Source organism: Burkholderia aenigmatica (genome assembly GCF_048627025.1).
Lineage (GTDB): Bacteria > Pseudomonadota > Gammaproteobacteria > Burkholderiales > Burkholderiaceae > Burkholderia > Burkholderia aenigmatica.
Genome location: NZ_CP184468.1, coordinates 2,530,325 through 2,554,606, shown reverse-complemented (window position 1 = coordinate 2,554,606; position 24,282 = coordinate 2,530,325). Strand labels below are relative to the sequence as shown.

The 24,282-nt window shown below is 66.1% G+C and carries 21 protein-coding genes and 1 tRNA gene; 14 read left to right on the top strand and 8 right to left on the bottom strand.

Annotated elements, in window-relative coordinates:
• Positions 1-141 precede the first annotated feature (141 nt).
• From ACN8ZM_RS11900 to ACN8ZM_RS11890, 3 genes are all read right to left on the bottom strand, one after another.
• On the bottom strand, positions 142-1,665 hold the full coding sequence (locus tag ACN8ZM_RS11900; RefSeq protein ID WP_043188737.1) for a fumarate hydratase: 1,524 nt from the start codon (positions 1,663-1,665) through the stop codon (positions 142-144).
• A 34-nt stretch (positions 1,666-1,699) separates the two neighbouring features.
• Positions 1,700-2,308, bottom strand: coding sequence for a TIGR00645 family protein (locus ACN8ZM_RS11895; protein WP_043188735.1), 609 nt, complete (start codon positions 2,306-2,308; stop codon positions 1,700-1,702).
• Positions 2,309-2,421: 113 nt separating this feature from the next.
• Positions 2,422-3,318, bottom strand: a complete 897-nt coding sequence (locus tag ACN8ZM_RS11890; protein ID WP_205824240.1) for a DMT family transporter — start codon at positions 3,316-3,318, stop codon at positions 2,422-2,424.
• 316 nt (positions 3,319-3,634) lie between these two features.
• On the opposite strand from ACN8ZM_RS11890, the gene acs reads away from it, so the two are divergent.
• The 5 genes from acs (at position 3,635) to ACN8ZM_RS11865 (ending at position 10,498) form a co-directional block, all read left to right on the top strand.
• Entirely contained in the window at positions 3,635-5,617 is a 1,983-nt protein-coding gene (gene acs, locus ACN8ZM_RS11885) for an acetate--CoA ligase (protein ID WP_043188731.1), read from the top strand.
• An 83-nt stretch (positions 5,618-5,700) separates the two neighbouring features.
• The gene (locus ACN8ZM_RS11880) at positions 5,701-6,045 is read left to right on the top strand and encodes a DUF4212 domain-containing protein (RefSeq protein WP_420210039.1); all 345 of its coding nucleotides are present in this window, start codon (positions 5,701-5,703) and stop codon (positions 6,043-6,045) included.
• 3 nt (positions 6,046-6,048) lie between these two features.
• Entirely contained in the window at positions 6,049-8,064 is a 2,016-nt protein-coding gene (locus tag ACN8ZM_RS11875; RefSeq protein WP_043188727.1) for a sodium:solute symporter family protein, read from the top strand.
• Between the two features lie 365 nt (positions 8,065-8,429).
• Positions 8,430-9,284 carry a hypothetical protein gene (locus ACN8ZM_RS11870; RefSeq protein ID WP_420210038.1) on the top strand — a complete coding sequence of 285 codons (855 nt, stop codon included), beginning with the start codon at positions 8,430-8,432 and terminating at the stop codon, positions 9,282-9,284.
• A gap of 77 nt (positions 9,285-9,361) precedes the next feature.
• Entirely contained in the window at positions 9,362-10,498 is a 1,137-nt protein-coding gene (locus ACN8ZM_RS11865) for a hypothetical protein (RefSeq protein WP_420210037.1), read from the top strand.
• A gap of 311 nt (positions 10,499-10,809) precedes the next feature.
• On the opposite strand, the gene ACN8ZM_RS11860 is transcribed toward ACN8ZM_RS11865, so the two are convergent.
• Positions 10,810-10,900 (bottom strand) — tRNA-Ser (locus tag ACN8ZM_RS11860).
• A 186-nt stretch (positions 10,901-11,086) separates the two neighbouring features.
• On the opposite strand from ACN8ZM_RS11860, the gene ACN8ZM_RS11855 reads away from it, so the two are divergent.
• From ACN8ZM_RS11855 to ACN8ZM_RS11820, 8 genes are all read left to right on the top strand, one after another.
• Positions 11,087-11,716: a LysE family translocator gene (locus ACN8ZM_RS11855; RefSeq protein ID WP_420210036.1), complete on the top strand. Its 630-nt coding sequence runs from the start codon at positions 11,087-11,089 to the stop codon at positions 11,714-11,716.
• A gap of 45 nt (positions 11,717-11,761) precedes the next feature.
• A complete protein-coding gene (locus tag ACN8ZM_RS11850; protein ID WP_420210035.1) occupies positions 11,762-12,178 on the top strand; it encodes a hypothetical protein in 417 nt (138 codons plus the stop codon).
• 353 nt (positions 12,179-12,531) lie between these two features.
• Positions 12,532-13,626 (top strand): toxic anion resistance protein, encoded by a 1,095-nt coding sequence (locus ACN8ZM_RS11845; protein ID WP_205823562.1) that lies wholly within the window; start codon positions 12,532-12,534, stop codon positions 13,624-13,626.
• Positions 13,627-13,646: 20 nt separating this feature from the next.
• Complete coding sequence (locus tag ACN8ZM_RS11840) at positions 13,647-14,393, top strand: VWA domain-containing protein (RefSeq protein WP_420210034.1); 747 nt, start codon at positions 13,647-13,649, stop codon at positions 14,391-14,393.
• Positions 14,394-14,436: 43 nt separating this feature from the next.
• Positions 14,437-15,453: a DUF475 domain-containing protein gene (locus ACN8ZM_RS11835; protein WP_043188715.1), complete on the top strand. Its 1,017-nt coding sequence runs from the start codon at positions 14,437-14,439 to the stop codon at positions 15,451-15,453.
• Positions 15,454-15,553: 100 nt separating this feature from the next.
• Positions 15,554-16,210, top strand: coding sequence for a TerD family protein (locus ACN8ZM_RS11830; protein WP_089450923.1), 657 nt, complete (start codon positions 15,554-15,556; stop codon positions 16,208-16,210).
• Positions 16,211-16,261: 51 nt separating this feature from the next.
• Positions 16,262-17,137 (top strand): hypothetical protein, encoded by an 876-nt coding sequence (locus ACN8ZM_RS11825; protein WP_420210033.1) that lies wholly within the window; start codon positions 16,262-16,264, stop codon positions 17,135-17,137.
• A 143-nt stretch (positions 17,138-17,280) separates the two neighbouring features.
• Positions 17,281-17,901 (top strand): HAD family hydrolase, encoded by a 621-nt coding sequence (locus ACN8ZM_RS11820; RefSeq protein WP_089450921.1) that lies wholly within the window; start codon positions 17,281-17,283, stop codon positions 17,899-17,901.
• Positions 17,902-17,910: 9 nt separating this feature from the next.
• On the opposite strand, the gene ACN8ZM_RS11815 is transcribed toward ACN8ZM_RS11820, so the two are convergent.
• The gene (locus ACN8ZM_RS11815) at positions 17,911-19,020 is read right to left on the bottom strand and encodes a fatty acid desaturase (protein WP_420210032.1); all 1,110 of its coding nucleotides are present in this window, start codon (positions 19,018-19,020) and stop codon (positions 17,911-17,913) included.
• A 205-nt stretch (positions 19,021-19,225) separates the two neighbouring features.
• Here ACN8ZM_RS11815 and ACN8ZM_RS11810 point away from each other — a divergent pair, with 205 nt between their 5' ends.
• The gene (locus ACN8ZM_RS11810) at positions 19,226-20,263 is read left to right on the top strand and encodes an AraC family transcriptional regulator (RefSeq protein ID WP_043188706.1); all 1,038 of its coding nucleotides are present in this window, start codon (positions 19,226-19,228) and stop codon (positions 20,261-20,263) included.
• A 61-nt stretch (positions 20,264-20,324) separates the two neighbouring features.
• Here the strand turns inward: ACN8ZM_RS11810 and ACN8ZM_RS11805 are convergent, their stop codons facing one another.
• The 3 genes from ACN8ZM_RS11805 to ACN8ZM_RS11795 all read right to left on the bottom strand — a co-directional run bounded on the left by ACN8ZM_RS11805 (position 20,325) and on the right by ACN8ZM_RS11795 (position 24,213).
• Positions 20,325-21,374 (bottom strand): lactonase family protein, encoded by a 1,050-nt coding sequence (locus ACN8ZM_RS11805; protein ID WP_420210031.1) that lies wholly within the window; start codon positions 21,372-21,374, stop codon positions 20,325-20,327.
• Positions 21,361-22,728 (bottom strand): MFS transporter, encoded by a 1,368-nt coding sequence (locus ACN8ZM_RS11800; protein WP_420210030.1) that lies wholly within the window; start codon positions 22,726-22,728, stop codon positions 21,361-21,363. The genes ACN8ZM_RS11805 and ACN8ZM_RS11800 overlap by 14 nt, the downstream gene beginning before the upstream one ends.
• 297 nt (positions 22,729-23,025) lie before the next feature.
• Positions 23,026-24,213 (bottom strand): helix-turn-helix transcriptional regulator, encoded by a 1,188-nt coding sequence (locus tag ACN8ZM_RS11795; RefSeq protein ID WP_089450915.1) that lies wholly within the window; start codon positions 24,211-24,213, stop codon positions 23,026-23,028.
• Positions 24,214-24,282 lie beyond the last annotated feature (69 nt).

Genomic DNA, 24,282 nt, shown 5'->3' with positions numbered 1-24,282 from the left:
GAGAAAAGCCAAGCCTCGAAGCCTTGTCTGGCCTGCCTTTTGCATGTAATGAGAATCAGCCTTGAATAACCGGCCGCGCTCAATAATGAGAATGAGAAGTAAAAAGGCCGGACGTCCGTCCGGCCTTTCGTTCGATCGCGCTTAAGCGGCTGCGACCGGGATCTTGCCGATCTTGGCCTGCCATTCCTTCGGGCCGGTCTGGTGCACCGACGTGCCCGACGAATCGACCGCCACCGTCACCGGCATGTCCTGCACGTCGAACTCGTAGATCGCTTCCATGCCGAGGTCTTCGAACGCGAGCACCTTCGCGCCGCGGATCGCCTTCGACACGAGGTACGCCGCACCGCCGACCGCCATCAGGTAGGCCGCCTTGTGCTTCTTGATCGCGTCGATCGCGACCGGGCCGCGCTCGGCCTTGCCGACCATCGAGATCAGGCCGGTTTGCGCCAGCATCGTCTCGGTGAACTTGTCCATGCGGGTGGCCGTCGTCGGGCCGGCCGGGCCGACCACTTCGTCGCGCACCGGATCGACCGGGCCGACGTAGTAGATCACGCGGTTCGTGAAGTCGACCGGCAGCTTCTCGCCCTTCGCGAGCATGTCGGCGATGCGCTTGTGCGCGGCGTCGCGGCCGGTGAGCATCTTGCCCGACAGCAGCAGCGTCTGGCCCGGCGCCCAGCTCGCGACTTCTTCCGGCGTCAGCGTGTTCAGGTCGACGCGCTTGCTGGTTTCCGTGTTCGGTTCCCACTGGACCTTCGGCCATGCGTCGAGCGACGGCGCTTCAAGCTTGGCCGGGCCCGAACCGTCGAGCACGAAGTGCGCGTGGCGCGTCGCCGCGCAGTTCGGGATCAGCGCGACCGGCTTCGATGCCGCGTGCGTCGGTGCGGCCATGATCTTCACGTCGAGCACGGTGGCCAGGCCGCCGAGGCCCTGTGCGCCGATGCCGAGCGCGTTGACCTTCTCGTGCAGTTCGACGCGCAGTTCCTCGACCCAGTCCTTCGGGCCGCGCGCGATGATTTCCTGGATGTCGATCGGCTCCATCAGCGATTCCTTCGCCATCAGCATCGCCTTTTCGGCCGTGCCGCCGATGCCGATCCCGAGCATGCCGGGCGGGCACCAGCCTGCGCCCATCGTCGGCACCGTCTTCAGCACCCAGTCGACGATCGAGTCGGACGGGTTCAGCATCACGAACTTCGACTTGTTCTCCGAGCCGCCGCCCTTCGCCGCGACCTGCACGTCGACCTTGTCGCCCGGCACGATCTCGTAGTGGATCACGGCCGGCGTGTTGTCCTTCGTGTTCTTGCGGGCGCCTTCCGGCGGATTGACGATCGACGCGCGCAGCACGTTGTCCGGGTGCGTGTAACCGCGGCGCACGCCTTCGTTGATCATGTCGGTGAGGCCCATCGTCGCGCCGTCCCAGCGCACGTCCATGCCGACCTTCACGAAGATCGTGACGATGCCGGTGTCCTGGCAGATCGGGCGTTTGCCTTCCGCGCACATGCGGCTGTTCGTGAGGATCTGCGCGATCGCGTCCTTCGCGGCCGGGCTCTCCTCCAGCTCGTACGCGCGGCCGAGGGCCTGGATGTAGTCGAGCGGATGGTAGTAGCTGATGTACTGCAGCGAATCCGCGATGCTCTGGATCAGGTCTTCCTGTTTGATGACGGTCATGGCTGAGACTCTGTGGGGACAGTGGGGAATGCGTTTATGCGTTGGCGGCTGCTTCGGCCGGCTTGCGCGAGACGGCGGCTACGGGCGCGTGCGTCTCGTGGAAATGGGCCGGGTGCGTGTGCGTCGTCAGGCGGTCGACCCACGCCATCACGAGCGCCGACACCAGGAACGACACGTGGATGATCACCTGCCACATGATCGCGTGCATCGTGTGCTGATCGGGGTTGATGAACGTCTTCAGCAGGTGGATCGACGAAATGCTGATCAGCGCCATCGACAGCTTGACCTTCAGCACGCCCGCGTTCACGTGATCGAGCCACTCGGGCTCGTCGGGGTGGCCCTCGATGCCGAGGCGCGACACGAACGTTTCGTAACCGCCGACGATCACCATGATCAGCAGGTTCGAGATCATCACCACGTCGATCAGGCCGAGCACCGCGAGCATCACGCTGATTTCGTCGAGGCTGGCCGCATGCGACAGCAGGTGCCAGACTTCCTTCAGGAACAGGAACACATAGACGGCCTGCGCAACGATCAGACCGAGGTAAAGCGGAACCTGGAGCCAGCGGCTCATGAAAATCAGCGCGGGAAGCGGGCGAAGCGGGCGACGCGCGGGGCGGCCGGGCGAATGCGGGGCAGACATGGTGGAAAGTCGGGCGCGGTGCGCAGGTATCGGGGGTAATCTTGAAAAGGCGCGCTATTGTAACGCGTCGGCCGGCGCGACTGCAGTGACGCGCCGGCATTGCCAGGGACGGATCAGGCGGCGGCCGCCGGCACGCGTTTCACGCGCAGGCTGGCCAGCACGATACCGGTGACGACACACGCGAGCGCGATGCCGTGTGCGAGCGTCGGGCGCTCGCCGAGGAACGCGATGCCATACGCGGCCGCGGCGACCGGCAGCACCGCGCTGAACACGCCGGCGAGGCTGCCCGGCACGTGGCGGATACCCTTCATCCACAGCCAGAACGAGAAGATGCTGGCCGACAGGCCGTACCAGACGACGAGTGCCCAGGTACCGGCCGGCACGCTCGCGTAATCGAAATGCCACATGGCCGATGCGCCGAGCGGCAGCATCAGGCACAGGCCGAACAGGTGCGTGTACGCGCAGATGTCGATCGGCGCGAGTGTCTGCGTGAGGCGGCGCGACAGGATCACGTAGATCGATTCGCAGCACACCGCGCCGAGGATCAGCAGGTTGCCGGTCAGCGAAGACGATGCGCCATGTCCGGCCGCGCTGCCGTTCGCGAGGTTGATCGTCACGACGCCGGCGATCGCGAGCGCGATCGATACGAGCGCACGGCCGTTCGGTTTTTCGCGCAGGATCAGCCATGCAAACAGCGCGACGATCGCCGGGATCGTGCTCGTGATCACGCCGGCCGCGACCGCGCTCGTGCGCTGCACGCCGTTCAGCATCAGCAGCGTGAACATGAAGGTGCCGAAGAATGCCTGCAGGAACAGGTTCAGCCATTCGCCGCGCTTGACCGTGCGCATCTTCACCGGGCTGAACAGCGGCCACAGCACGGCGATCGCGATCACGAAGCGCAGCGTGGCGAGGATGGCGACGGGAACGAAGACGACGATCGATTTACCGATACCGACATTGCTGCCGACGAACAGCATCGACAGCACGAGAAAGAAAGCGTAGCGATTCAAGCTGGAATCCGGAAGGCGAGTTCAGTTACGATTGTAGGGTCGCGCTCGTTGCAGCGTAAAGCTACAAGCAGCGCCGCCCGGTGGGCGAAACGGCCGTGCCGCGTAAGTGACGGGTAAGTTGGAACGCTTATTGTGGAAACGGTCGGGTCGTCCGGTCGCCATCGTGCGGCATGGTGCGGCGCAGCATCGCGCAGGAGCCTTCGGGCCGTGCGTGAGTGGTGGGTAGGAGACAGCGGCGCGCATGCGCCGGCCAAGACGCGCGGCGCGCACGATCGCGCCGCCATGCAGAGGATTCATGTTCACCAAGGGGTAGTCGATGTCTGCGATTGAATCGGTTCTTCACGAAACCCGCCAGTTTGCGCCGCCCGCGGCGCTCGAGCAGGCGGCGACCATTTCCGGCATGCCGGCCTACCGTGCGCTCGCCGCCGAAGCCGAAAACGATTACGAAGGCTTCTGGGCGCGTCTCGCGCGCGAGGGCCTCGCGTGGCACAAGCCGTTCACGAAAGTGCTCGACGAGTCGAACGCACCGTTCTACAAGTGGTTCGAGGACGGCGAGCTGAACGCGTCGTACAACTGTCTCGACCGCCACGTCGAAGCCGGTAACGGCGAGCGCGTCGCGGTGATCTTCGAAGCCGACGACGGGTCCGTCACGCGCGTCACCTATGCGGATCTCCTCGCCCGCGTGTCGCGTTTCGCGAATGCACTGAAGAAGCGCGGGATCGGCAAGGGCGACCGCGTCGTCATCTATATCCCGATGTCGATCGAAGGCATCGTCGCGATGCAGGCCTGCGCGCGCATCGGCGCGACGCACTCGGTCGTGTTCGGCGGCTTCTCCGCGAAGTCGCTGAACGAGCGGCTCGTCGACGTCGGCGCGACCGCGCTCGTCACGGCCGACGAGCAGGCGCGCGGCGGCAAGACGCTGCCGCTGAAGAGCATCGCGGACGAAGCGATCGCGATGGGCGGCTGCGAGGCCGTGAAGAGCGTGATCGTCTATCGCCGCACCGGCGGCAAGATCGACTGGCACGCCGAGCGCGATCTGTGGATGCACGAACTGACGGCCGCCGAATCCGACCAGTGCGAGCCGGAATGGGTCGGCGCCGAGCATCCGCTGTTCATCCTGTATACGTCGGGTTCGACCGGCAAGCCGAAGGGCGTGCAGCACAGCACGGGCGGCTACCTGCTGTGGGCCGCGCAGACGATGAAGTGGACCTTCGACTGGAAGCCCACCGACGTGTTCTGGTGCACGGCCGACATCGGCTGGGTCACCGGCCACACGTACATCACGTACGGCCCGCTCGCGTGCGGCGGCACGCAGGTCGTGTTCGAAGGCGTGCCGACCTACCCGGACGCAGGCCGCTTCTGGAAGATGATCGGCGACCACAAGGTCACCGTGTTCTACACCGCGCCGACCGCGATCCGTTCGCTGATCAAGGCGGCCGAGGCCGACGACAAGGTGCATCCGAAGAGCTACGACCTGTCGAGCCTGCGCATCATCGGCACGGTCGGCGAGCCGATCAATCCGGAAGCCTGGATGTGGTATCACAAGCACGTCGGCCAGGAGCGCTGCCCGATCGTCGACACGTGGTGGCAGACCGAGACGGGTGGCCACATGATCACGCCGCTGCCGGGCGCGACGCCGACCGTGCCCGGTTCGTGCACGCTGCCGCTGCCGGGCATCATGGCTGCGGTGGTCGACGAAACCGGCCAGGACGTGCCGAACGGGCAAGGCGGCATTCTCGTCGTCAAGCGCCCGTGGCCCGCGATGATCCGCACGATCTGGGGCGACCCGGAACGCTTCAAGAAGAGCTACTACCCCGAGGAACTCGGCGGGCGGCTGTATCTGGCCGGCGACGGCACCGTGCGCGACAAGGACACCGGCTACTTCACGATCATGGGCCGGATCGACGACGTGCTGAACGTGTCGGGCCACCGGCTCGGCACGATGGAAATCGAATCGGCGCTGGTCTCGCACGAACTCGTGGCCGAGGCGGCCGTGGTCGGCCGTCCGGACGATACGACGGGCGAGGCGGTGGTTGCGTTCGTGGTGCTGAAGCGTTCGCGTCCGGAAGGCGAGGAAGCGGCGGCGCTTGCGAAGACGCTGCGCGACTGGGTCGGCAAGCAGATCGGGCCGATCGCGAAGCCGAAGGACATCCGCTTCGGCGACAACCTGCCGAAGACGCGCTCGGGCAAGATCATGCGGCGCCTGCTGCGCTCGCTCGCGAAGGGCGAGGCGATCACGCAGGATACGTCCACGCTCGAGAATCCGGCCATCCTCGAGCAGCTCGCCGAAGTGCGCTGATCGTACCGGTTGCGCATCACGCGCACGAGCCCCTGCGCGGCAATCCCGATTGCCCGCGCAGGGGCTTTTTGTTACATAACGGCATGACCGCTTCGACCCGTTCCGCGCCTGCCGCGCCACCGCCCGTTCCCGAGCCGCTCGCGCGTGCCCATGCGCGCTACTGGCGCTTCAACGTCGCGCTGATCGCGGTGCTGATGGTGATCGGCTTTTCGGTGTCGTTCATCGTGCCGTTCTTCGCACCCGCGCTCGCGGGTATCCGCTTCGCCGGGTTCAGCCTGCCGTTCTATGTCGGCGCGCAGGGCGCGATTCTCGTGTATCTCGTGCTGATCGTCGTCTACATCGGGCTGATGCAGCGCGCCGACCGGACGCTGCGTCGCGCCTACGACGACCATGCGGCGCTTGCCGTCAACGCACGCGGCGGGCGCTGATCCATGCTGACGCGTCGACTGATTCGTGCGTATGCGCTCTACACGCTGGGGTTTCTCGGGTTCGTGCTGCTGATGTGGCGGATCGAGCGCGCCACCGGCTCCGGCGTCTGGATCGGCTACGTGTTCCTGTTCGTGCCGATCGCCGTGTATGCGGTGATCGGGCTGCTGTCGCGTACGTCCGATCTCGTCGAGTACTACGTGGCCGGGCGGCGCGTGCCGTCCGCGTTCAACGGGATGGCGACGGCGGCCGACTGGCTGTCGGCCGCGTCGTTCATCGGGCTGGCCGGGTCGCTCTACGCCACCGGCTACGACGCGCTCGCGTACGTGATGGGCTGGACGGGCGGGTTCTGCCTCGTCGCGTTCCTGCTCGCGCCGTATGTGCGCAAGCTCGCGCGCTACACGATTCCCGATTTTCTCGGGACGCGCTTTTCGAGTACGGCCGTGCGCGCGCTGGCGGCCGGCGCGGCGATCCTGTGTTCGTTCGTGTATCTGGTCGCGCAGATCCAGGGGATCGGCCTGATCGCGACACGCTTCATCGGCGTCGATTTCGCGATCGGGATTTTCTGCGGGCTCGCGGGCATCCTCGTGTGCTCGTTTCTCGGCGGGATGCGCGCGGTCACGTGGACGCAGGTCGCGCAGTACATCATCCTGATCAGCGCGATCCTGATTCCGGTGTCGCTGATCGCGATGAAGAACGGCCTCGGCCCCGTGCCGCAGTTCAATTACGGCAAGCTGATGGAGCGCGTCGCGGCGCGCGAAGCGCAGGTGCGCGATGCGTTCGACGAGCAGCAGGTGCGCGACGCGTACCGCCGGCAAGCCGCGGATATCCAGACGCGGCTCGACCGGCTGCCGGCATCCTATGCGGACGCACGCCGGCACCTCGCCGACCAGCTTGCCGACTTGCGGCGCCACAACGGGCCGCTGCGCGAGATCAGCCAGCGCGAGCGCGAGCTGGCCGACTTCCCGCGCGATCCGGCGGCGGCGCGTGTTGCGTGGACGCAGGCGCGCGACGACCTGCTGGCCCGGGCCGAGCCGCCCGTGCCGATGCACGAGCCGTTTCCCGCCGCGAGCGAAGACGAACGCAAGCCGCGCGAGCGGAATTTCCTCGCGCTGCTGCTGTGCCTGTCGCTCGGCACCGCGAGCCTGCCGCACATCCTGACGCGCTACAACACGACCACGTCGGTGGCGTCGGCACGGCGCTCGGTCGGGTGGACCCTGTTCTTCATCGCGCTGTTCTACCTGAGCGTGCCGGTGCTCGCGGTGCTGATCAAGTACGAGATCCTCGCGAACCTCGTCGGGCGGCCGTTCGCCGAATTGCCGGCGTGGGTCACGCAATGGCATCACTTCGAACCCGACCTGATCAGCGTCGTCGAGGTGATTCGCGACGGCATCGTGCACTGGTCGGAAATCCAGATGCAGCCGGACATGGTCGTGCTGGCCGCGCCGGAGATCGCCGGGCTGCCGTATGTCGTGTCGGGGCTGATCGCGGCCGGTGCGCTGGCCGCGGCGCTGTCGACCGCGGACGGGCTGCTGCTGACGATCGCGAACGCGCTGTCGCACGACGTCTACTACTGCATGGTCGCGCCCGACGCATCGAGCCAGCGGCGCGTGACGATCTCGAAGGTGCTGCTGCTCGGCGTCGCGCTGTTCGCGTCGTATGTCGCGTCGCTCAATACCGGGAAGATCCTGTTTCTGGTCGGCGCCGCGTTCTCGCTGGCGGCCTCGAGCTTCTTTCCGGTGCTCGTGCTCGGCGTGTTCTGGAAGCGCACGACGACGCGCGGTGCGATCGCGGGGATGGTGACGGGGTTGGCGGTGTGCGTGTACTACATCGTGTCGACCTATCCGTACTTCACGCAGCTGACGGGGTTCGCAGGGCGCACGTGGTTCGGGATCGAGCCGATCAGTTCGGGGGTGTTCGGGGTGCCGGCGGGGTTTGCGGTGGCGATCGTGGTGAGTCTGTGCGATCGAAAGCCGGATGAATATACGCTGGCGCTGGTGGATTACATTCGGCATCCGTGACGCGGGGAGGCGGGAGGGGCCGATGCACGGCCCGCCTCACGCTGCGGCCGATTGCGGCCGACCCGTGCAGATCATGTGAAGACCTACTGATTTCACGGAAAATTCAGCGGGTCGGGTGTTTCTGGCAGAGCGAGGCTACGCGCGAGAACTGCCACGCGAAGGTGGCGCCCGCTGCCACGGCGATCGCGGCCCGGCTTGCCTTCGCCGACAAGCGACTTTCTAAAGACTTTCGATATTCCTGCCGATAACAATCGAGGAGCTTGCATTTCTCGTGCGCCGCGTCGATGTCGACCAGCGCGACACGGGGCGGGCAACGGTCCGGATTCGACAAGATCTACATAAATAAAAACGGGGAAGCCGCAGTAATGAAACGCCATATAAGCGGCCTGGTTCTGGGCTTGATCAGCCTGGGCACGGTCGCACAGCAAATACCGGAAGAGGCGGGCACGGAGACGGAGGCGGTTGGTTTGCCCGACGGCGTGACGACGGAGAGGAATCCCCTCAAGCAGGCTTATCTGTCCAAGGCATCGCTGAAGCCGGCGTTGTTCAGGCCGAACGCGAGCATGCCCGACATCGTGAACGAGGACCTGCTGCGCGGGATGTCCGAAAGCGGTCGCGTCAAGGGTCAGGCAGGCGAGTTCATCGGCTACATGCCGAAGCTCAAGGTGCTGCCGTGCCCGGCCGACTGTCAGGGCGACGACTACGAGAAAGCCGTGGCCGCCTTGATCAAGGGCTATGAAGGTAACGGCAAGTACTTCCAGTCGCGCGGCGAGATGATCGTCCAGGTACGTTGGTTCCACGTGCGTTCGTGGTACACGCGTTCGCTGCCGTACGGCGCGGATACGTTCGGCGTGTCGTTCATGCTGGAGGGCAAAGTGGTTTCGCTCGGCAAGAAGAGCATCGTCGGCGGCAGAGAAACCGCGGACGACCTTGCCCGCGACGTCGGCGCACGCATGGCTGCGGAGATGGCTTACACGCTCGGTGTCGGTGTCAAGCCGACCTGGCTCTCGACGACGAACAACATTTCGAAGGGTATTGCCGGCGCGATCACGTCCACGGTAGCCGTGGTCGATGGATTGTTCGGCGTCGAGGACGTTCGTCCACGCATCGAGCCGGCTACCGCGGCCAATGACAATCTGCTGCCCGCCATCGATGGCATCGGGCCGAACGAGGTCGAGCCCATCACCGAGATGCACTACATCAACTCGCTCACGTTCTGACGGGCGATTGACCCACTTTTCGCCGGATCCTCACCCCGATCCGGCATGCCAATCTGATATTTCGGACCACAATCAGCATGAGCATAACCCTGAAGGAATATGTAGGAAGTCATCGTGACGCCGAGCGCGGCGTCATGTTTCTGTGCGCCGGCGTTGGCGCACTGATCGCGGAACGTGTTCTGAAGTCGTTGAATTACCCAGGGCTGGGTGAGGCCTGCGGATATGCGTTCATTTTGCTTACGCTCTTTGCTTTCTACCTGCTGCTTCGGACAATGAGGATTGCAAAGAAGGAGTATCAGGCCGCCGCACCGGAGTGTATCGACCTCAGCCGAGTGAAGCGGATTCGGTATCTCTGGATTGCCGTGGGCGGCCTCGTCGTCGTTCATTTCGTGCTGTTCAAGACGCTGGGCGGCGAAGGCGTCGACCGCAAGCTGGACGCCAGTAACGGCTTCGACGAGGTCAACTATCATGCGTCGCTGACCAAGGCGATGTCGGAAATGACTGCCGAGCAGGTCGAGGCCTACAACTGGGCTGTCAGCGATCTCGATGTCCGGACCTTTGTCGGTCGCTACGGAAAATCACCGACGGCGCGGGACGTGGTACTGGGCGAAGCCAATCGTTACATTCGATTGAACGAGGACAAGATCGATCGGCTGAAGGAGAAACTTTCCACGATGGAGCCCGAGATCAAGGACAACAAGGAGAGGCGGGCAGAGGCGCTGCGATTGTTGAAGACGGTTGTCCCGCGGATCACGTACGTCGGATATTCGATCAAGACCGAAGAGAGAAGGAAAAACCGGGACTCGTGCACGGATATCGTGTGTTCGAATCAGGGTAATGACGTGTATCCCCCGGCCATCTGGTACACCATCGATAACCAGAGCGATCTGAAACTGGTCAGCTTGCCTTGCACGATTGAATATCACGCGAAGGGGAAGCAAACGACGTATACGGAAAAGAAGGAATGTCTGAAAAACCTCGAGCCGACGAATGGCGAGTATGGCGTGACGCTCAATCCTGGCGGAAATGACAATTTTTCGGAGGGGGTTGCGACGATCGCTTTCAATTACGAACAGGCAACCATGCCGGATCCCTCCAGCAAATGGAGCGAACTGAGCGCGATGCCGGCCAAGCTGCCCGAACTGGAGCAACTCGACTCAGCGCGAAGCGCGATCGAAAAGGCGGAGTCGGTTAAGAGCGCCGTGCGTCGTTGAGTTCGTCCGGTCGGGCGGCGTCCAGGCGCACGGGACAGTGCCCTCGCTTCTTGCAGCACACCGGCCCGTCGCACATGGCGGGCTGGACGAAACGCTTCTGCTGACCGACGGTGCATCCACTGGAATCAGGTTGCGGAACTGGCGGATGTGGAGTCTCAGGGGAGGGGGCGCACGGTTGTACGTCGTGCGTCGGTCGTCCGCCCGGAATGTCATGCGCTGGCGCGCTGATGCGAGACGCCCGTAAAACGAGAAAGCCCTGAAATCCTTGGCAGCGCTGGCTTCGGCTGGCTCGGGTTTCAGGGCTTGTGTCCTGGCGGAGAGAGGGGGATTCGAACCCCCGATAGGCGATTAACCTATACACGCTTTCCAGGCGTGCGACTTAAACCACTCATCCATCTCTCCGGAAGACCGAGAGTATAGCAAACTCTGGCGGCAGTCCGCCACTCTGTCCGACGATCCATGCAAATCGGTCGGGTCGCGAGGTCGGCGGCCCGCCCGACGACCGTCGAGCGGGCAGTCGCGCCATCGTGCGATCATGCCCCGTCCGCCTGCATTTTCCAGCCGTTCGTTCAAAGGGAACGCCACGCCATGTCGCCGTCCGCCTTGCTCGCCTTTGCCCTGATCCTGTCCGTCGGCGTCGCGACGCCCGGCCCGACGGTGTTGCTCGCGATGAGCAACGGCTCGCGGTACGGATTGCGTCACGCGATGGTCGGCATGCTCGGCGCCGTCACGGCCGACGTCGTGATGGTCGCGCTGGTCGGGTTCGGCCTCGGCGTGCTGCTCGACGCGTCGGAAACGGCATTCGTCACGCTGAAGCTGGCCGGCGCTGCTTGGCTCGCCTATGTCGGCGTGCGGATGCTGCTGTCATCCGGCGGTTCTGCCGCCGCGCAGGCGCTCGATCACGCGACACCCGATCGCCGGACCGCGTTCCTGAAGAGCTTTTTCGTCGCGATGAGCAACCCGAAGTACTACCTGTTCATGTCCGCGCTGCTGCCGCAGTTCGTCGACCGGTCGCATGCGATCGCGCCGCAGTACGCGATCCTCGCGGCGACTATCGTCGCGATCGACGTCGTCGGGATGACCGGCTATGCGCTGCTCGGCGTGCATTCGGTGCGGGTGTGGAAGGAGGCCGGGGAGAAGTGGCTGAACCGCGTCAGCGGGTCGCTGCTGCTGATGCTCGCGGGGTACGTCGCGCTGTATCGCAAGGCCGCGAACTGACGCGGCGATGCATCGGGAACACGCCTCCCGCCGAGCGGCGCGGCGATGAAGCCGATCGAGCGCTTCACGCTCGAAACGCACGATGGTCCGTACGAAACGTGGCCGTCGCGCACCCATGTGCGCGTGAACGGCGTACGTTCCGGCCTCACTGTTTCCGGCTATGTGCTGCTTCGCCAGTTCGAGACGCCGGACGCGTATCTGCTCGTCACCGACTACGACTGCCTGTTCGAGGAGGCCGTCACGTTCACGCTCGTGTCGAAGGATCCATTCAAGGCGCTCGCGCAGCGCACGGTCGGCGCGATGTACGCGTCGTGCCATCTGGACGACATCACGTGGACCGACGACCGGCATTTCAGTGCGACGTTCGTGGGGATCGACGGACGCTGGGATTTCACGATTCGTGACCGATCCGTGCCGTTCATCGTGCCTCGGCTCGGCATGAGTCGCGTGCAGGAACGGTAACGCGGAATCGGTGCCCGCGGACGTCTCGTCCGCGCATGCGCGCCGTCCGAAACCCGCCAGAACAGCCGGTTTCATTTCTCTTTCGCATTGATCAGACGTGTAAGTTTGGCGGGCTCAAATTCTTGCGCAGCCAACGCGCATGGCGGCAGGAACGGCGATGGTCGGGCATCGTATCCACGAGTCACATTACAAAATGAATGCTGATTGAAAGAATTCCTTCCCTTGACGCAAGGCGCTTGAGGCATTTATTGTCCGTCTGCCGACCGTGAGAGAGCACGGCGGCAATCGCGGATGCGCGCCTCGCGCGCATGACAACACGCAGCAGAAAGCAGAAAAGGAAACGTGGTAGCCACATGAAGCCGCTATTCGATGACAAGAACTCCGATGCGGTCAGCGATCGTCCTTCCACCCCGTCTGCGTCACCCGTCGCAGTGCCTGTCGTCGCCGCCGTTGCCGTGCCGGCAGCACGCCCGGCGGAGAACGTCCGCCTGATCACCGTCGACGAGATCGACCAGCTCGGCGCGACGCAGGGCACGCGGATCGCCGCCTTCTCCCAGCAGATTCTCGCGAGCGTCCGCGCGTCGGATGCCGACCAGTTCGGCGACAAGCTCAACGAACTGATCGCGACCGCGAAGGGGCTCGACCCGCGCGGCGCCGACAAGGGCGGGCTGCTCACGCAGGTCACGCGGCTGTTCCGCTCGACCAAGGAGAAGCTGCTGTCGCAATACGAGACGGTGAGCAAGCGGATGGACACGCTCGTCGTCGAGCTCGAGAACCATGCGCAGCGCCAGAAGGCCGGCATCGACGAACTCGAGCGGATGTACAACGACAACTACGCGCTGCACCAGGAGCTCGCGCAGTCGAAGGCGCACGGCGAAACGGCGCTCGTGACGCTGCGCGCGCATCTCGAGGCCGGCCAGCAGCCGGCGGACGACGCGTTCGCCGCGCAACGCCTGCTCGACGTGAAGCGCAAGGTCGACGCGCTCGAAAGCAAGCTCGACGACCTCGACCGCGCGATGCTGATGTCGAAGCAGCTCGCGCCGCAGATCCGGATGGAGCAGGACCAGAAACGCACGCTGACGTCGAAGTTCATGACGATCAAGACCGTGCTGATCCCCGCGTGGACCAACGCGTTCGCGCTCTACCTCGAGCAGCTCAGCACGAAGCGCGCCGCGGCGCTCGCGAACGCGACGTATGACGCGGCCGACGAGGCGATCCGCGCGCAGGCCGACCTGAACCGCCAGAACGCGCAGGAAGTCGCGAAGCTCGGCCAGCGTCCGGTGATCTCGACCGACACGTTCGAATACGCGCAGCAGCAGCTGTTCGGCGCATTCGACGACATCACGCAGATCATCGCCGACGGCAAGCGCCAGCGCGAGCAGGACGCGCCGCGACTGCGCCAGCTCGAACAGGACCTGATCACCCGATTCGCTCCGAAGCACAACTGAAAGAACCGAGAGAACACCGCATGATTACGCTTGAGAAACGCGCGGCGAAGGTCGCGATCGTCCTCGAAAAACGCCAGATCCTGAAGCCGCCCGTCGTGCGCGTTGGCGCGGCGCTCGACATCTCCGGCTCCGCGAAGCCGCTCTACCAGTCGGGCGTGATCCAGGAGACGCACGACCGGATCCTCGGCATTGCACTGAAGTTCGACGACAACGGCGAAGTCGACACGTGGACCTTCACCGAAGGCTACGATCGCCTGCCGACCGCGACGCCGGACAACTACGGCTCGTACATCTCCGACTACGTGCTCGAAGCGCAGATCGACAAGTGGGGCGGCACGCAGTACGCGCCGGTGATGAACGACATCGTCGATTTCTTCTTCCGCGCGCCGGAGCCGTCGCCGAAGCGCGCAGAGAAACGCGGCTTCCTGAGCCGGCTGTTCGGCGGTGCGGACGAAACGACCGCGCCGGCCGCGTCCGCACCGGTGAACGGCGATCTGCCCGCATGGGTGCTGTTCGTCACCGACGGCCAGAACCCGAAGAACGACCGCAAGCGCGTGCGCCAGCTGCTGGCCGAGTCGCAGCATTACCCGCTGTACTGGTCGCTCGTCGGCGTCGGCGATCCGAGCGAATTCGGCTTCCTCGCGGAAGTCGCGGACGAGATGCCGAACGTCGGCTTCCTGCATCTCGAATCGCTCGACGTCAGCGACGAACAGATCTATGAACAATTGATCACGCAGGAATTCTGCGACTGGGTGCGCGCGAAGTAAGCGCGGCCCGCACGCCTTTTATCCAGAACTCGATTACCCCATCATGTTGAAAGACTTCAAGATCCCGTTGTCGCTCACGGTGCTCGCGCTGATCGCGGCCTATCTCCTCGGCGGCGTGAAGGACATGCTGATCGTCGCGGTCCTGTCGGTGCTCGAAATCTCGCTGTCGCTCGACAACGCGGTCGTCAACGCATCGGTGCTCAAGAACTGGTCGGAGAAGTGGCGCAACCGCTTCATGGTGTTCGGCCTGCCGGTCGCCGTGTTCGGCATGCGGCTCGTGTTCCCGCTGCTGATCGTCGCCGTGATCGGCCACATCGGCATGTGGGACGCGCTGACGCTCGCGATCGAGTCGCCGGAGAAGTACGCTGCGATCCTCACGTCCGCGCATCACCAGGTATCCGCATTCGGCGGCGCGTTCCTGCTGATGGTGTTCTTCAAGTTCATGCTCGATACCGAGAAGGACGAGCACTGGATCGGTTTCCTCGAAGGCCCGATGAGCCATCTGGGGCGCATCACGGCGCTGGAAGTGGCGCTGACGCTCGCGATCATCATCGTCGCGTCGCTCTACGTGCCGGCGGCCGAGCAAGTGGGCTTCCTGCTCGCGGGTGCGTTCGGCGTGATCAGTTTCGTGATCGCGCACGGCATCGGCGATCTGATCGGCGGCGAGGAGACGGGCACGCGCGTGGTGCGCGAAGGTGTCGCGGGTTTCATGTATCTCGAAGTACTCGATTCGTCGTTCAGCTTCGATGGCGTGATCGGCGCATTCGCGCTGTCGAACAACATCTTCCTGATCGCGCTCGGCCTCGGCGTCGGCGCGGCCTATATCCGGGAGATGACGCTCGTGCTGTTGAAGAAGGGCACGCTCGCGCAGTACCGCTATCTCGAACACGGTGCGTTCTGGGCGATCGGTGCGCTCGCCACGATCATGTTCCTCGGCGTGAAGTTCGACGTGCCCGAGGTCATCACCGGCCTGGTCGGCGCGGCGATGATCGCCGCGGCCGTGTGGTCGTCGATCGTCGTGCAGCGCAAGGAAGACCGGACCGCCGTGGCGGGCGAGTGACCACGCGCGACGCGCGGGTCGAACACCATCAACGAGGGGCCGCGCAGGGCGGCCCGGCATTGCCGCCGGCGCAACGGCGGTTCCAGCAGAAGAGGTTCAGATGATCAATTTGTCGAAAGGCGGTCGCGTCAACCTGTCGAAGGAAGCGCCCGGCACGCAGAAGTTCCGCATCGGGCTCGGTTGGGATGCGAACTCGACGGACACGGGTACGGATTTCGATCTCGACGTGTCGGTGTTCCTGTGCAAGTACGACGCGCAGAGCAATCCGAAGCTGATCTCGGATCAGCACTTCGTGTTCTACAACAGCGAAGTGCGCACGATGGAGCGCAAGGACACCTTCATCCAGCCGGGCGACGATTTCCCGAAGCGCGGGATGCCCGCGTCGAAGTGCCTGGGCGTCGTGCATAGCGGCGACAACCGCACGGGCAGCGGCGACGGCGACGACGAGGTGATCTTCATCGACGTGACGAAGCTTGCCGCGGACATCGAGGAAATCTCGGTGGTCGTGACGATCGACCAGGCCGAAGCGCGCCGCCAGAATTTCGGCCAGGTGCGCAACAGCTACATCCAGATCGCCGACGAGGTGTCGGGCGCGGTGATCGCGAAGTACGCGCTCGAGGAAGACTTCTCGATGGAGACGTCGGTGCAGGTCGGCAGCTTCTATCGCCGCGATGGCCACTTCATGTTCAAGGCGGTCGGCGCCGGCTACAACCGCGGCCTGGGCGACTTCGTGCGCGCATACGGCGGCGCGGTCTGACTGGCGGCAGCCCGGCCGGCGGGATACCGCCGCGCCGGGCAGGAAGCAGCGATGACGAATCCGTCTGACGAGCCGAAGCGGCTCGAGTTCGATACGACGCCCGAGCGCACGCCCGGGCGTCTTGCGTTCGACGCGCCGCCTGCGGCCGCGACGCCGGTCGCGCGTGCGCCCGAGCGGCCGGCGCCGCAGGCGCTCGACTTCGGGCCGGCACCTGCGTCCGATAAGGCCGTGCGCGCGGCGCCGGCCGAGGCGGTCGGCCGCGCGGTGTTCGGCGAATCGAACCATCCGCAGCTCGAAGCGTGCTTCCGCGCCGCGCAGGCCAGCTTTCCGAATCTGTATCCCGACTACGCGCCGCGCATCGAGCGGCACATCCGGCAACTGGTCCCGCTCAAGCTCGCGACGGTCGCGACGATCGGCGACGGCGCGCTGGAGACGGCGGGCAACCTCGTCGAAGCCGTCGCGGCGACGACGCGCGAGTTCAACGAACTCGGCGCGGCCGACATGATGGCCGGCATGCTCGCGCAGGCGACGCGCAAGGCGGGCATGTTCGAACGCTGGTTCGGTGCGGCCGCGTCGGGCCATGTCGACTACCGTGCGGCGATCGGGGCGCTCAAGCAGTCGCTCGGTTTCTTTCCGCGCCGTACCGAGGACCTCGCCGCGAAGGTCCGCCATGCGGAAGAGAACCTCGTGGTCGTGCTCGCGGCGCTGAGCGCGGTGTCGGACGTCGTGCGCGCACCGGATGACGCGGGCGTCGAGCGCACGCTGTTCGACCGCCGCAACATCGTCGGGCAGGCGGTGCAGCAGATCCGCATGCAACCCGAGCAATTGCGCGGGCTCGACGAGCGCGTGACCGATCTGCTGTCGCGCGCCGATCATCTGATGAACGTCGTGCTGCCGGCGGCATTGGCGGTGCGGCCGCAGCGCTGAGCGCACGGCTCGGCGGGCACGGAATGCGCGCGCCGCGGCGCGTGCATTCGCTGCGCAAGCCACGCCGCGTCACGCCATTTCACGTGCACCGGCGCGAGTCTGCTATCTTCCCGGGCATCTCATCGCTTTCCCGCCGATTCTCCATGACTGACCGCATCGTTGCCGCATTCGATTTCGACGGCACCATCACGACGACCGACAGCTTTCGCCATTTCGTCCGCTATGCGGTCGGCACGCCACGCTTTGCTTGGGCCGGCTTGCGTGCGCTGCCGTGGATCGTCGCGATGAAGGCCGGGCTGCTGTCGCGCGGCGATGCGAAAGCGAAGTTCGCATCGTTCGCATTCGGGCCGGTGCGCGAGGACGCGCTCGATGCGCAGGCGCGCACGTTCGTCGACAGCTACCTGCCGAGCCTCGTGCGTCCGGAAATGCTCGACCGCATTCGCGAGCATCGGGCACGCGGGCACGAGCTCGTGCTGGTGAGCGCGTCGCCGTCGCTGTATCTGGAGAAGTGGGCGAAGACGGCCGGCTTCGATGCGGTGCTCGCGACGCGGCTCGCGTTCGAGCGCGGCACCTTCGCCGGGCGGCTCGACGGCGAAAACTGCTGGGGGCCGCAGAAGGTCGTGCGGCTGCGCGGGTGGTGGGGCAACCGGCCGCCGAAGCAGCTGTTCGCGTATGGCGACAGCCGTGGCGACAAGGAAATGGCCGAGCTCGCGAACTGGTCGTGGATCCGCGGGCAAGGGCCGATGCCGCCGATCGGCGGCTGACGCAGTTCGTTACGCGTCGGCCTGAGCCTGGCGCGTGCCGCGCGTCGGACGATACGCACCCCAGCGATTCGCCCGCGCGAACGTGCCGACGTCGTTGAAGCGCACCCCGACTTCACGCAGCGCCGCATGCGCGGTGCGCGCGGTCAGCTGGCGGATGTAGAACGGATCGCGCACCACGAAGTGATGGATCGCGTGCGTGCTGCCGAAATTGAAGCAGAACAGCTGGAACGGCAGCATCCACCACGGGTTGAGGACCTGGGTCTGCTGGATCACGTTGCGCGAATCGATGTCGCCGAAGTAGTGCATGTTCGAGCTGACGAAGTTGATGCAGAAGCTGCGCACGAAGTTCGGCCCGAGCCACACCACGGCCAGGAAATCGACGACGCGCATCACGCGTTCGACGAGGGCCGGCACCGTCACCGGATAGCCGAACGCATGCAGCGCGAACAGGCCGACGTGATAGACGATGAACGCGTGCCACAGCACGTAGTACACGTGACCGATCGGCATGTACGACGACACCTGTTCGACGCGCAACTGCAGGCGCTCGGACGGATCCTGCACCGGCTGCGCGGCCACATACTGCTTCACCTTGCGGCGCATCGCGGCCGGCCGCAGTACGACGGCGAGCATGCCGTCCGCGATCATCAGCAGGCGCTTCACGCCCCAGCGCTCGCCGTTGGTGATGCCGTATTCCTCGAGATCCGATTCGCCGCCCGACACCTTGTGGTGATGCAGGTGCATGCGCCGCCGCGTCCACGGGTTGATCGTGCCGGGCCGCGTGAGCCAGCACAGCGCCATCATCAGGTGATAGGCCCACGGCGTCTTCTTGAAGTACATCAGGTGGATCAGGTCGTGCTCGAGCTCGTGGATCAGCGACGTGACGAACGCGGCGAGCGGCAGCGCGACGTACCACGCGATCGCACCGCGTGCATACAGCCAGGCGATCGCGAGCATCGCGCTCACCGAGACGGCCATCACGGTCGCGCCGACGAGGTTCTGGTTGTCGAGCAGCGGAACGCGCGCGCGGATCGCGTCGCTCGCGGCGTTGACCTCGCGGCGGACGTACGCGACCTTGTCCGCGTCGTTGCGAAAGGCGGTTCGTGCGGATTGGCTCATCGACCGGGGTTCCTGCGGAAAGGGTGGGGCGCAATGCCGATGTGACAAGCATAGGCGCGCGCCGGACCGCACGCGAGGGCCGCCGGTGCCAATGGCGGTGTCATTTCGGGCCACGATGGCCGGCCGGCGCGGCTAGAGTCTCGCCCCGGTGTCATTGCGGGCCAGCGACGCTACAATCCGCCGAAACCGCTCCGGAGTCCGCCGCATGGTCCTGTCCGTCCCGGATGCCGCGCGCCAGCTGAACAAGGCGACGGTGTCGTCCGCGTATGCGCTGTTCATGCTGATGCTGGCCGAGGAGCGCGGCATCGACGGCGGCCGCATTCTTGCCGGCTCGGGCGTCGAGCGCGACCGGCTCGCGCAACCCGATGCGCGCATCACGCCGCTGCAACAGGCGGCGATCGTGTTCAACCTGCTCGACGCCACCGATGACCCGTCGATCGCGATCGAGATCGGCCTGCGCAGCAGCCTGACGAAAGCGGGACTGATCGGTTTCGGGCTGATGAGCTGCGCGACGCTCGGCGAGGCGATCGCGCTCGGCATCCGCTATCTGCCGACGCGCGTGCCGTTCTTCTCGGTGCGGCTCGCGCAGCTCGACGGGATCGTCGACATCGATGTGCTCGAAGCGTTTCCGCTGGGCCGGCTGCGGCAGTTCGCGGTCGAGAACTTCCTGGTCGAGACGGCGATCCTGTTCAATTCGCTGCTGTATCCGGTGCCGGGGCGCACGCTGCAGTCGCGTGCCGAACTCCACTTCGAATGGCCCGAGCCGCCGTGGTTCGAGCGTTATCGCGCGCGGCTGCCGCGCTGCCATTTCGACGCGAGCGCGAACCGCATCCGCTGCGACGCCGCGCTGCTCGGCGAACCGATCGGCACCGCGAACGCGCATACCGCGCAGATGATCGTGCAGCAGTGCGAGGCCGAACTCGCGCGGCTCGGCTATGCGGAAAGCATCGTCGAGCGCGTGCGCAACCTGCTGATCTGCGGCGAGGGCGGCTATCCGTCGGTCGACGACGTCGCGCGCGAGCTGCATGTGTCGGCGCGTACGCTCAAGCGCAAGCTCGCCGAGTACGGCGCGACCTATTCGGCACTGCTCGACGAGATCCGGTTGCGCGACGCGCTGCGGCTGCTCGAGGGGACACGGCTGCCGGTCGACGAGATCGCCGCGCGTGTCGGCTATACGGATCGCGCCAATTTCACGCGTGCGTTCAAGCGCTGGACGGGCGTTGCGCCGAGCGAGCGGCGCTGAACGCCGGGACGAACCGGCCGGCGTGGTGGGCCTGCCGAGTCATGCCGCGCGCGCCACGACTTCAGACGATCGCGACCCAGTTTGCACCGCGCCCGCCGGCCACGCGTGCGTGCGGCGACAGCGCGCCGTCGTCCGGCGCGATCGCATACACCGACACGAATTCCGACTGTTCGCCACAGGCGACAAGCCAGCGTCCTGACGGATCGATTGCGAACCCGCGCGGCTGCGTCTCGGTGACGGTCGCGTGCGCGGGTTCGAACCTGCCATCCTCGGTGCGGCGATAGCAGAGCAGGCGGCTCGACGTGCGTTCGCTGACGTAGGCGAAACGCTCGTCGGGCGTCAGGTGCAGGTCGGCGGCCCAGACCGACGGCTCGGCGGGCACGGGCGGCCGTGCATGGCCTTGCGCGAGTTCGGCGACGGCCGGATGGCGCGCGCTCACGTGTGCATCGCCAAGCCGGCCGGTGTCGGGATCGCGCGTGAGCGTCGCGAGCGTGGCCTGGAATTCGCTGACGACGACGAGCGTACGGCCGTCATCCGCGAAATGCAGGTGACGCGGACCGAACCCGGCCGGCACGCGGGTTTCGCCGTGTTCGAGCGCACGCAGGCCGCCCGCGTCCTCGACGAGCGCGAAGCTGAACACACGATCCGAGCCGAGCGAGCTGACGTACGCGAAACGGTTGTCCGGCGACACGATCACCGAGTGCGCGTTCGCGATGCCGCCCGCGACCTGCAGCGTCGCGCCGTCGCCGTCGCGCACGCGCGCGGCGTCGTAGAGGCTCAGCGAATTCCCGCCGTACGACGCGCCGAGCAGCCAGCGGCCGCTGCGGTCGAGCGACAGGTACGCATGGCTCGCGTCGATCGCGGTCGCGCCGATGCGCACGAGCGCGCCGGTGGCCGGCACGACGCGGAACGCGACGATCGTCGGCTGTTCGCCGCGCGTCGCGACGTAGAGCCGCGCGCGGTCGGCCTGGACGGCGATCGGCATCGCGACGTCGCCGGCCGGGTAGCGGGCGAGCGGCGCGAGCGTGCCGTCGCCGGCGAGGGAGAACGTGGCGAGGTCGCCGTCGGCGGCATTCGAGACGACGACGGTCAGGCGGTCAGTGTTCGGCATGGCGGAGCATCGAAGCGTTCGTGAAGGAGTCGTCGGCCGGCAGGCCGCGCGGCGGATCGCTGCGCCGGTGGGTGCGCGCGAACAGCGCGGCGACCGCGGCGACGAGCGAAGCGATCGCGAGCGCATACAGCCCGCCCGTGATCGAACCCGTATGTTGCTTCAGATAGCCGAAGGCCGTCGGCGCGACGAAGCCGCCGAGGTTGCCGACCGAGTTGATCAATGCGATCACGGCCGCGGCCACGCGCGTGTCGAGATAGCCCTGCGGGATCGGCCAGAACAGCGACGACGCGGCCTTGAAGCCGAGCGCGGCGAAGCAGATCGACGCGAACGACCATACCGGATCGTGCGACGTCGACGCGAACAGCCCGCATGCGGCGAGCACGAGCGAGCACGCGAGCCAGCGCTGCGGATGCTTCCACTTCGACGACAGCACCGCGAAGCCGTACATCGCGCCGATCGCGATCATCCACGGAATCGTGTTGTAGAGGCCGACCTGGAAATCGGTGAGGCCGCCCATCTTGCGGATGATCGTCGGCAGCCAGAACGTGGCCGCGTAGATCGTCAGCTGGATCGCGAAATACAGGAAGCAGAACAGCATGATCTGCGGATCGCGCAGCAGCGCGCTGGCGCGCACCGGCACGTTCGAGCGGACGTCGCGCGTCGCGCGCTCCTCGTCGAGCGCGTTCTGGAGCGCCGTGCGTTCTTCGGCCGTGAGCCACGTGGCGTCGCGGATATGCGATTTCAGCAGCAGCCAGCTCGCGCCGCACAGTGCGACCGAGAACATCCCCTCGATCAGGAACATCCACTGCCAGCCTTCGAGGCCGAAGCCGCGCACCGACAGCAGCGCACCCGTGACGGGCCCGGACAGCACCGACGCGAAGGCGGAGCCGCCGAGGAAGATCGCCATCGCCTTGCCGCGTTCCTGCGGCGGCAGCCATTGCGACAGGTACAGCACGACGCCGGGGAAGAAGCCGGCCTCGGCGGCGCCGAGCAGGAAGCGCAGCGTGTAGAACGACGTGTCGTTCCACACGAACGCCATCGCGGCCGCGACGATGCCCCACGTCGCCATGATCCGGGCCAGCCACACGCGCGCGCCGTAGCGCTGCATCAGCAGGTTCGACGGCACTTCGAACAGTGCGTAGCCGACGAAGAACAGCCCGGCGCCGAGGCCGTACGCGGCCGCGCCGATGCCGATCGACGCTTCGAGATGGCGATCGACGAAGCCGACGTTCACGCGGTCGATGTAATTCGCGATGAACATGATCAGCACGAGCGGCAGTACATGCCACTTCACTTTCGAGACGGCGGACGCGAGCGGGTCGCGTCCGGGCAGGGCGGGCGAGGGCGGGTTCAAGCGTGTCTCCGATCGGGCGGCGGCGGACGGGGCGGTTCCCCGCGTCCGCGTCTGGGTGGCGGTCTGGATGGTATGTCGTCGTATGACATGGTACGCCTGAGAGACGATGGAGGCGTCGCGGGTTTACCCGGAAATTGCGCAGATATTGGGGAATTTCATGAGATCGGTTGGGTATCCAGTCATGTCTGATGACATATGACATGAAATGAGTATGCGCCGATCACCGGACACCCGGTCGCGACCCGTGCGCGCGGTGCATCGACCGGGCAGCCCGTCCGGCGCCCGCCGCCGCGGCCGTTACGCCATCGACACGACGCTGTTGAGCAGCGTCTTCACGAGCACGGCCTGCCGCGTCGCGCCCGTTTTCGCGAAGATGCCGCGCAGATGCGCGCGCGCGGTGTTCTTCGTGATGCCGGTCGCGGCGGCCGCTTCGTCGAGCGTCAGCCCGTCGACGAGCAGCAGCGCGATTTCGGTTTCCATCGGCGTGAGCCGGAACAGCCGGTGCAGCATGTCGCGCGACGTCTGCGGCGACGATGCCGGATCGCGGACGAACACCGCGACGGCCGGCCGGTGCTGGCGGTCCTCGGCGCCGCGGTAGGGCGCGAGCGGGCGCAACAGCACGCTCAACGGCATCGCGCCGCCGGGGCGCGACAGCGTGGTGGCTTCGATGCGCGCGAGCGCGCCCGCGCGGAAATGCTCGAGCGCGGCCTGCAGCGCCTTCTGCAGCCGCCGCTCGTCGAGCGGGCACGATGCATGGAGCCGCTCCTGGCGCATGCACAGCCCGTCCTGCTGCTCGATCAGCCGCTCGGCGATGCGGTTGCGCTTGATCACGCGGCCGTCCTCGTCGACGATCGCGGTGCCGACGTCGAGCCGGTCGACGGTGCCCGCGTACAGCGCGCGTTCGGCATCGAGCACGTCGAATGCCGCATGCAGTTCGACCGCCCGCTGCAGGTGCGGCAGCAGCGTCGCGATCTGTGCGCGCTCGGCCGCGTCGAAATCGCGACCGCCGTGCGCGCGGCTCACGAAGAACGCGCATTCGACGCCGCGTTCGCCGCGCAGGTTCGCGCCGAGGATGTAGCGCAGGTCGAGCGGTTGCAGGTACTGCCGATAGAAATCGTGCGCGCGCCACGCGGTTTCGCCGAACAGCCGGTCGGCCGTGAAGACCTGGCCGGGCGGCTGGTCGAGAAACGGGCACAGCGCATAGAACTGCTCGCTGTACGACGGCTCGCCAGGCAGCAGCGGGCCGTGTGCCGACGCGTTGATGATGAGCCCGTGCCGTGCGCCGCCCGGATTGCGCAGCACGAGCGTCGTGAAGCTCGCGTCGAGCCGCGCGCGGACCGCTTCGAGGAAGCCGGCCCACGGGGTCGCTTCCGACGGGCCCTGATAGACGAGCCCGAGCCACGCGCTGAGTTCGCGCGCCGTCCACGCCGCGTCGTCGAAACCGTCGTGCGCGGCCGGGTCGCCGGGCGCCAGCGCGATGGACATGCTCGTGTTCTCCTGGTCGGGATGAAGGATTCCCGGACCAGCATACCGGCCGGCTGGCGGCCCGCGTCA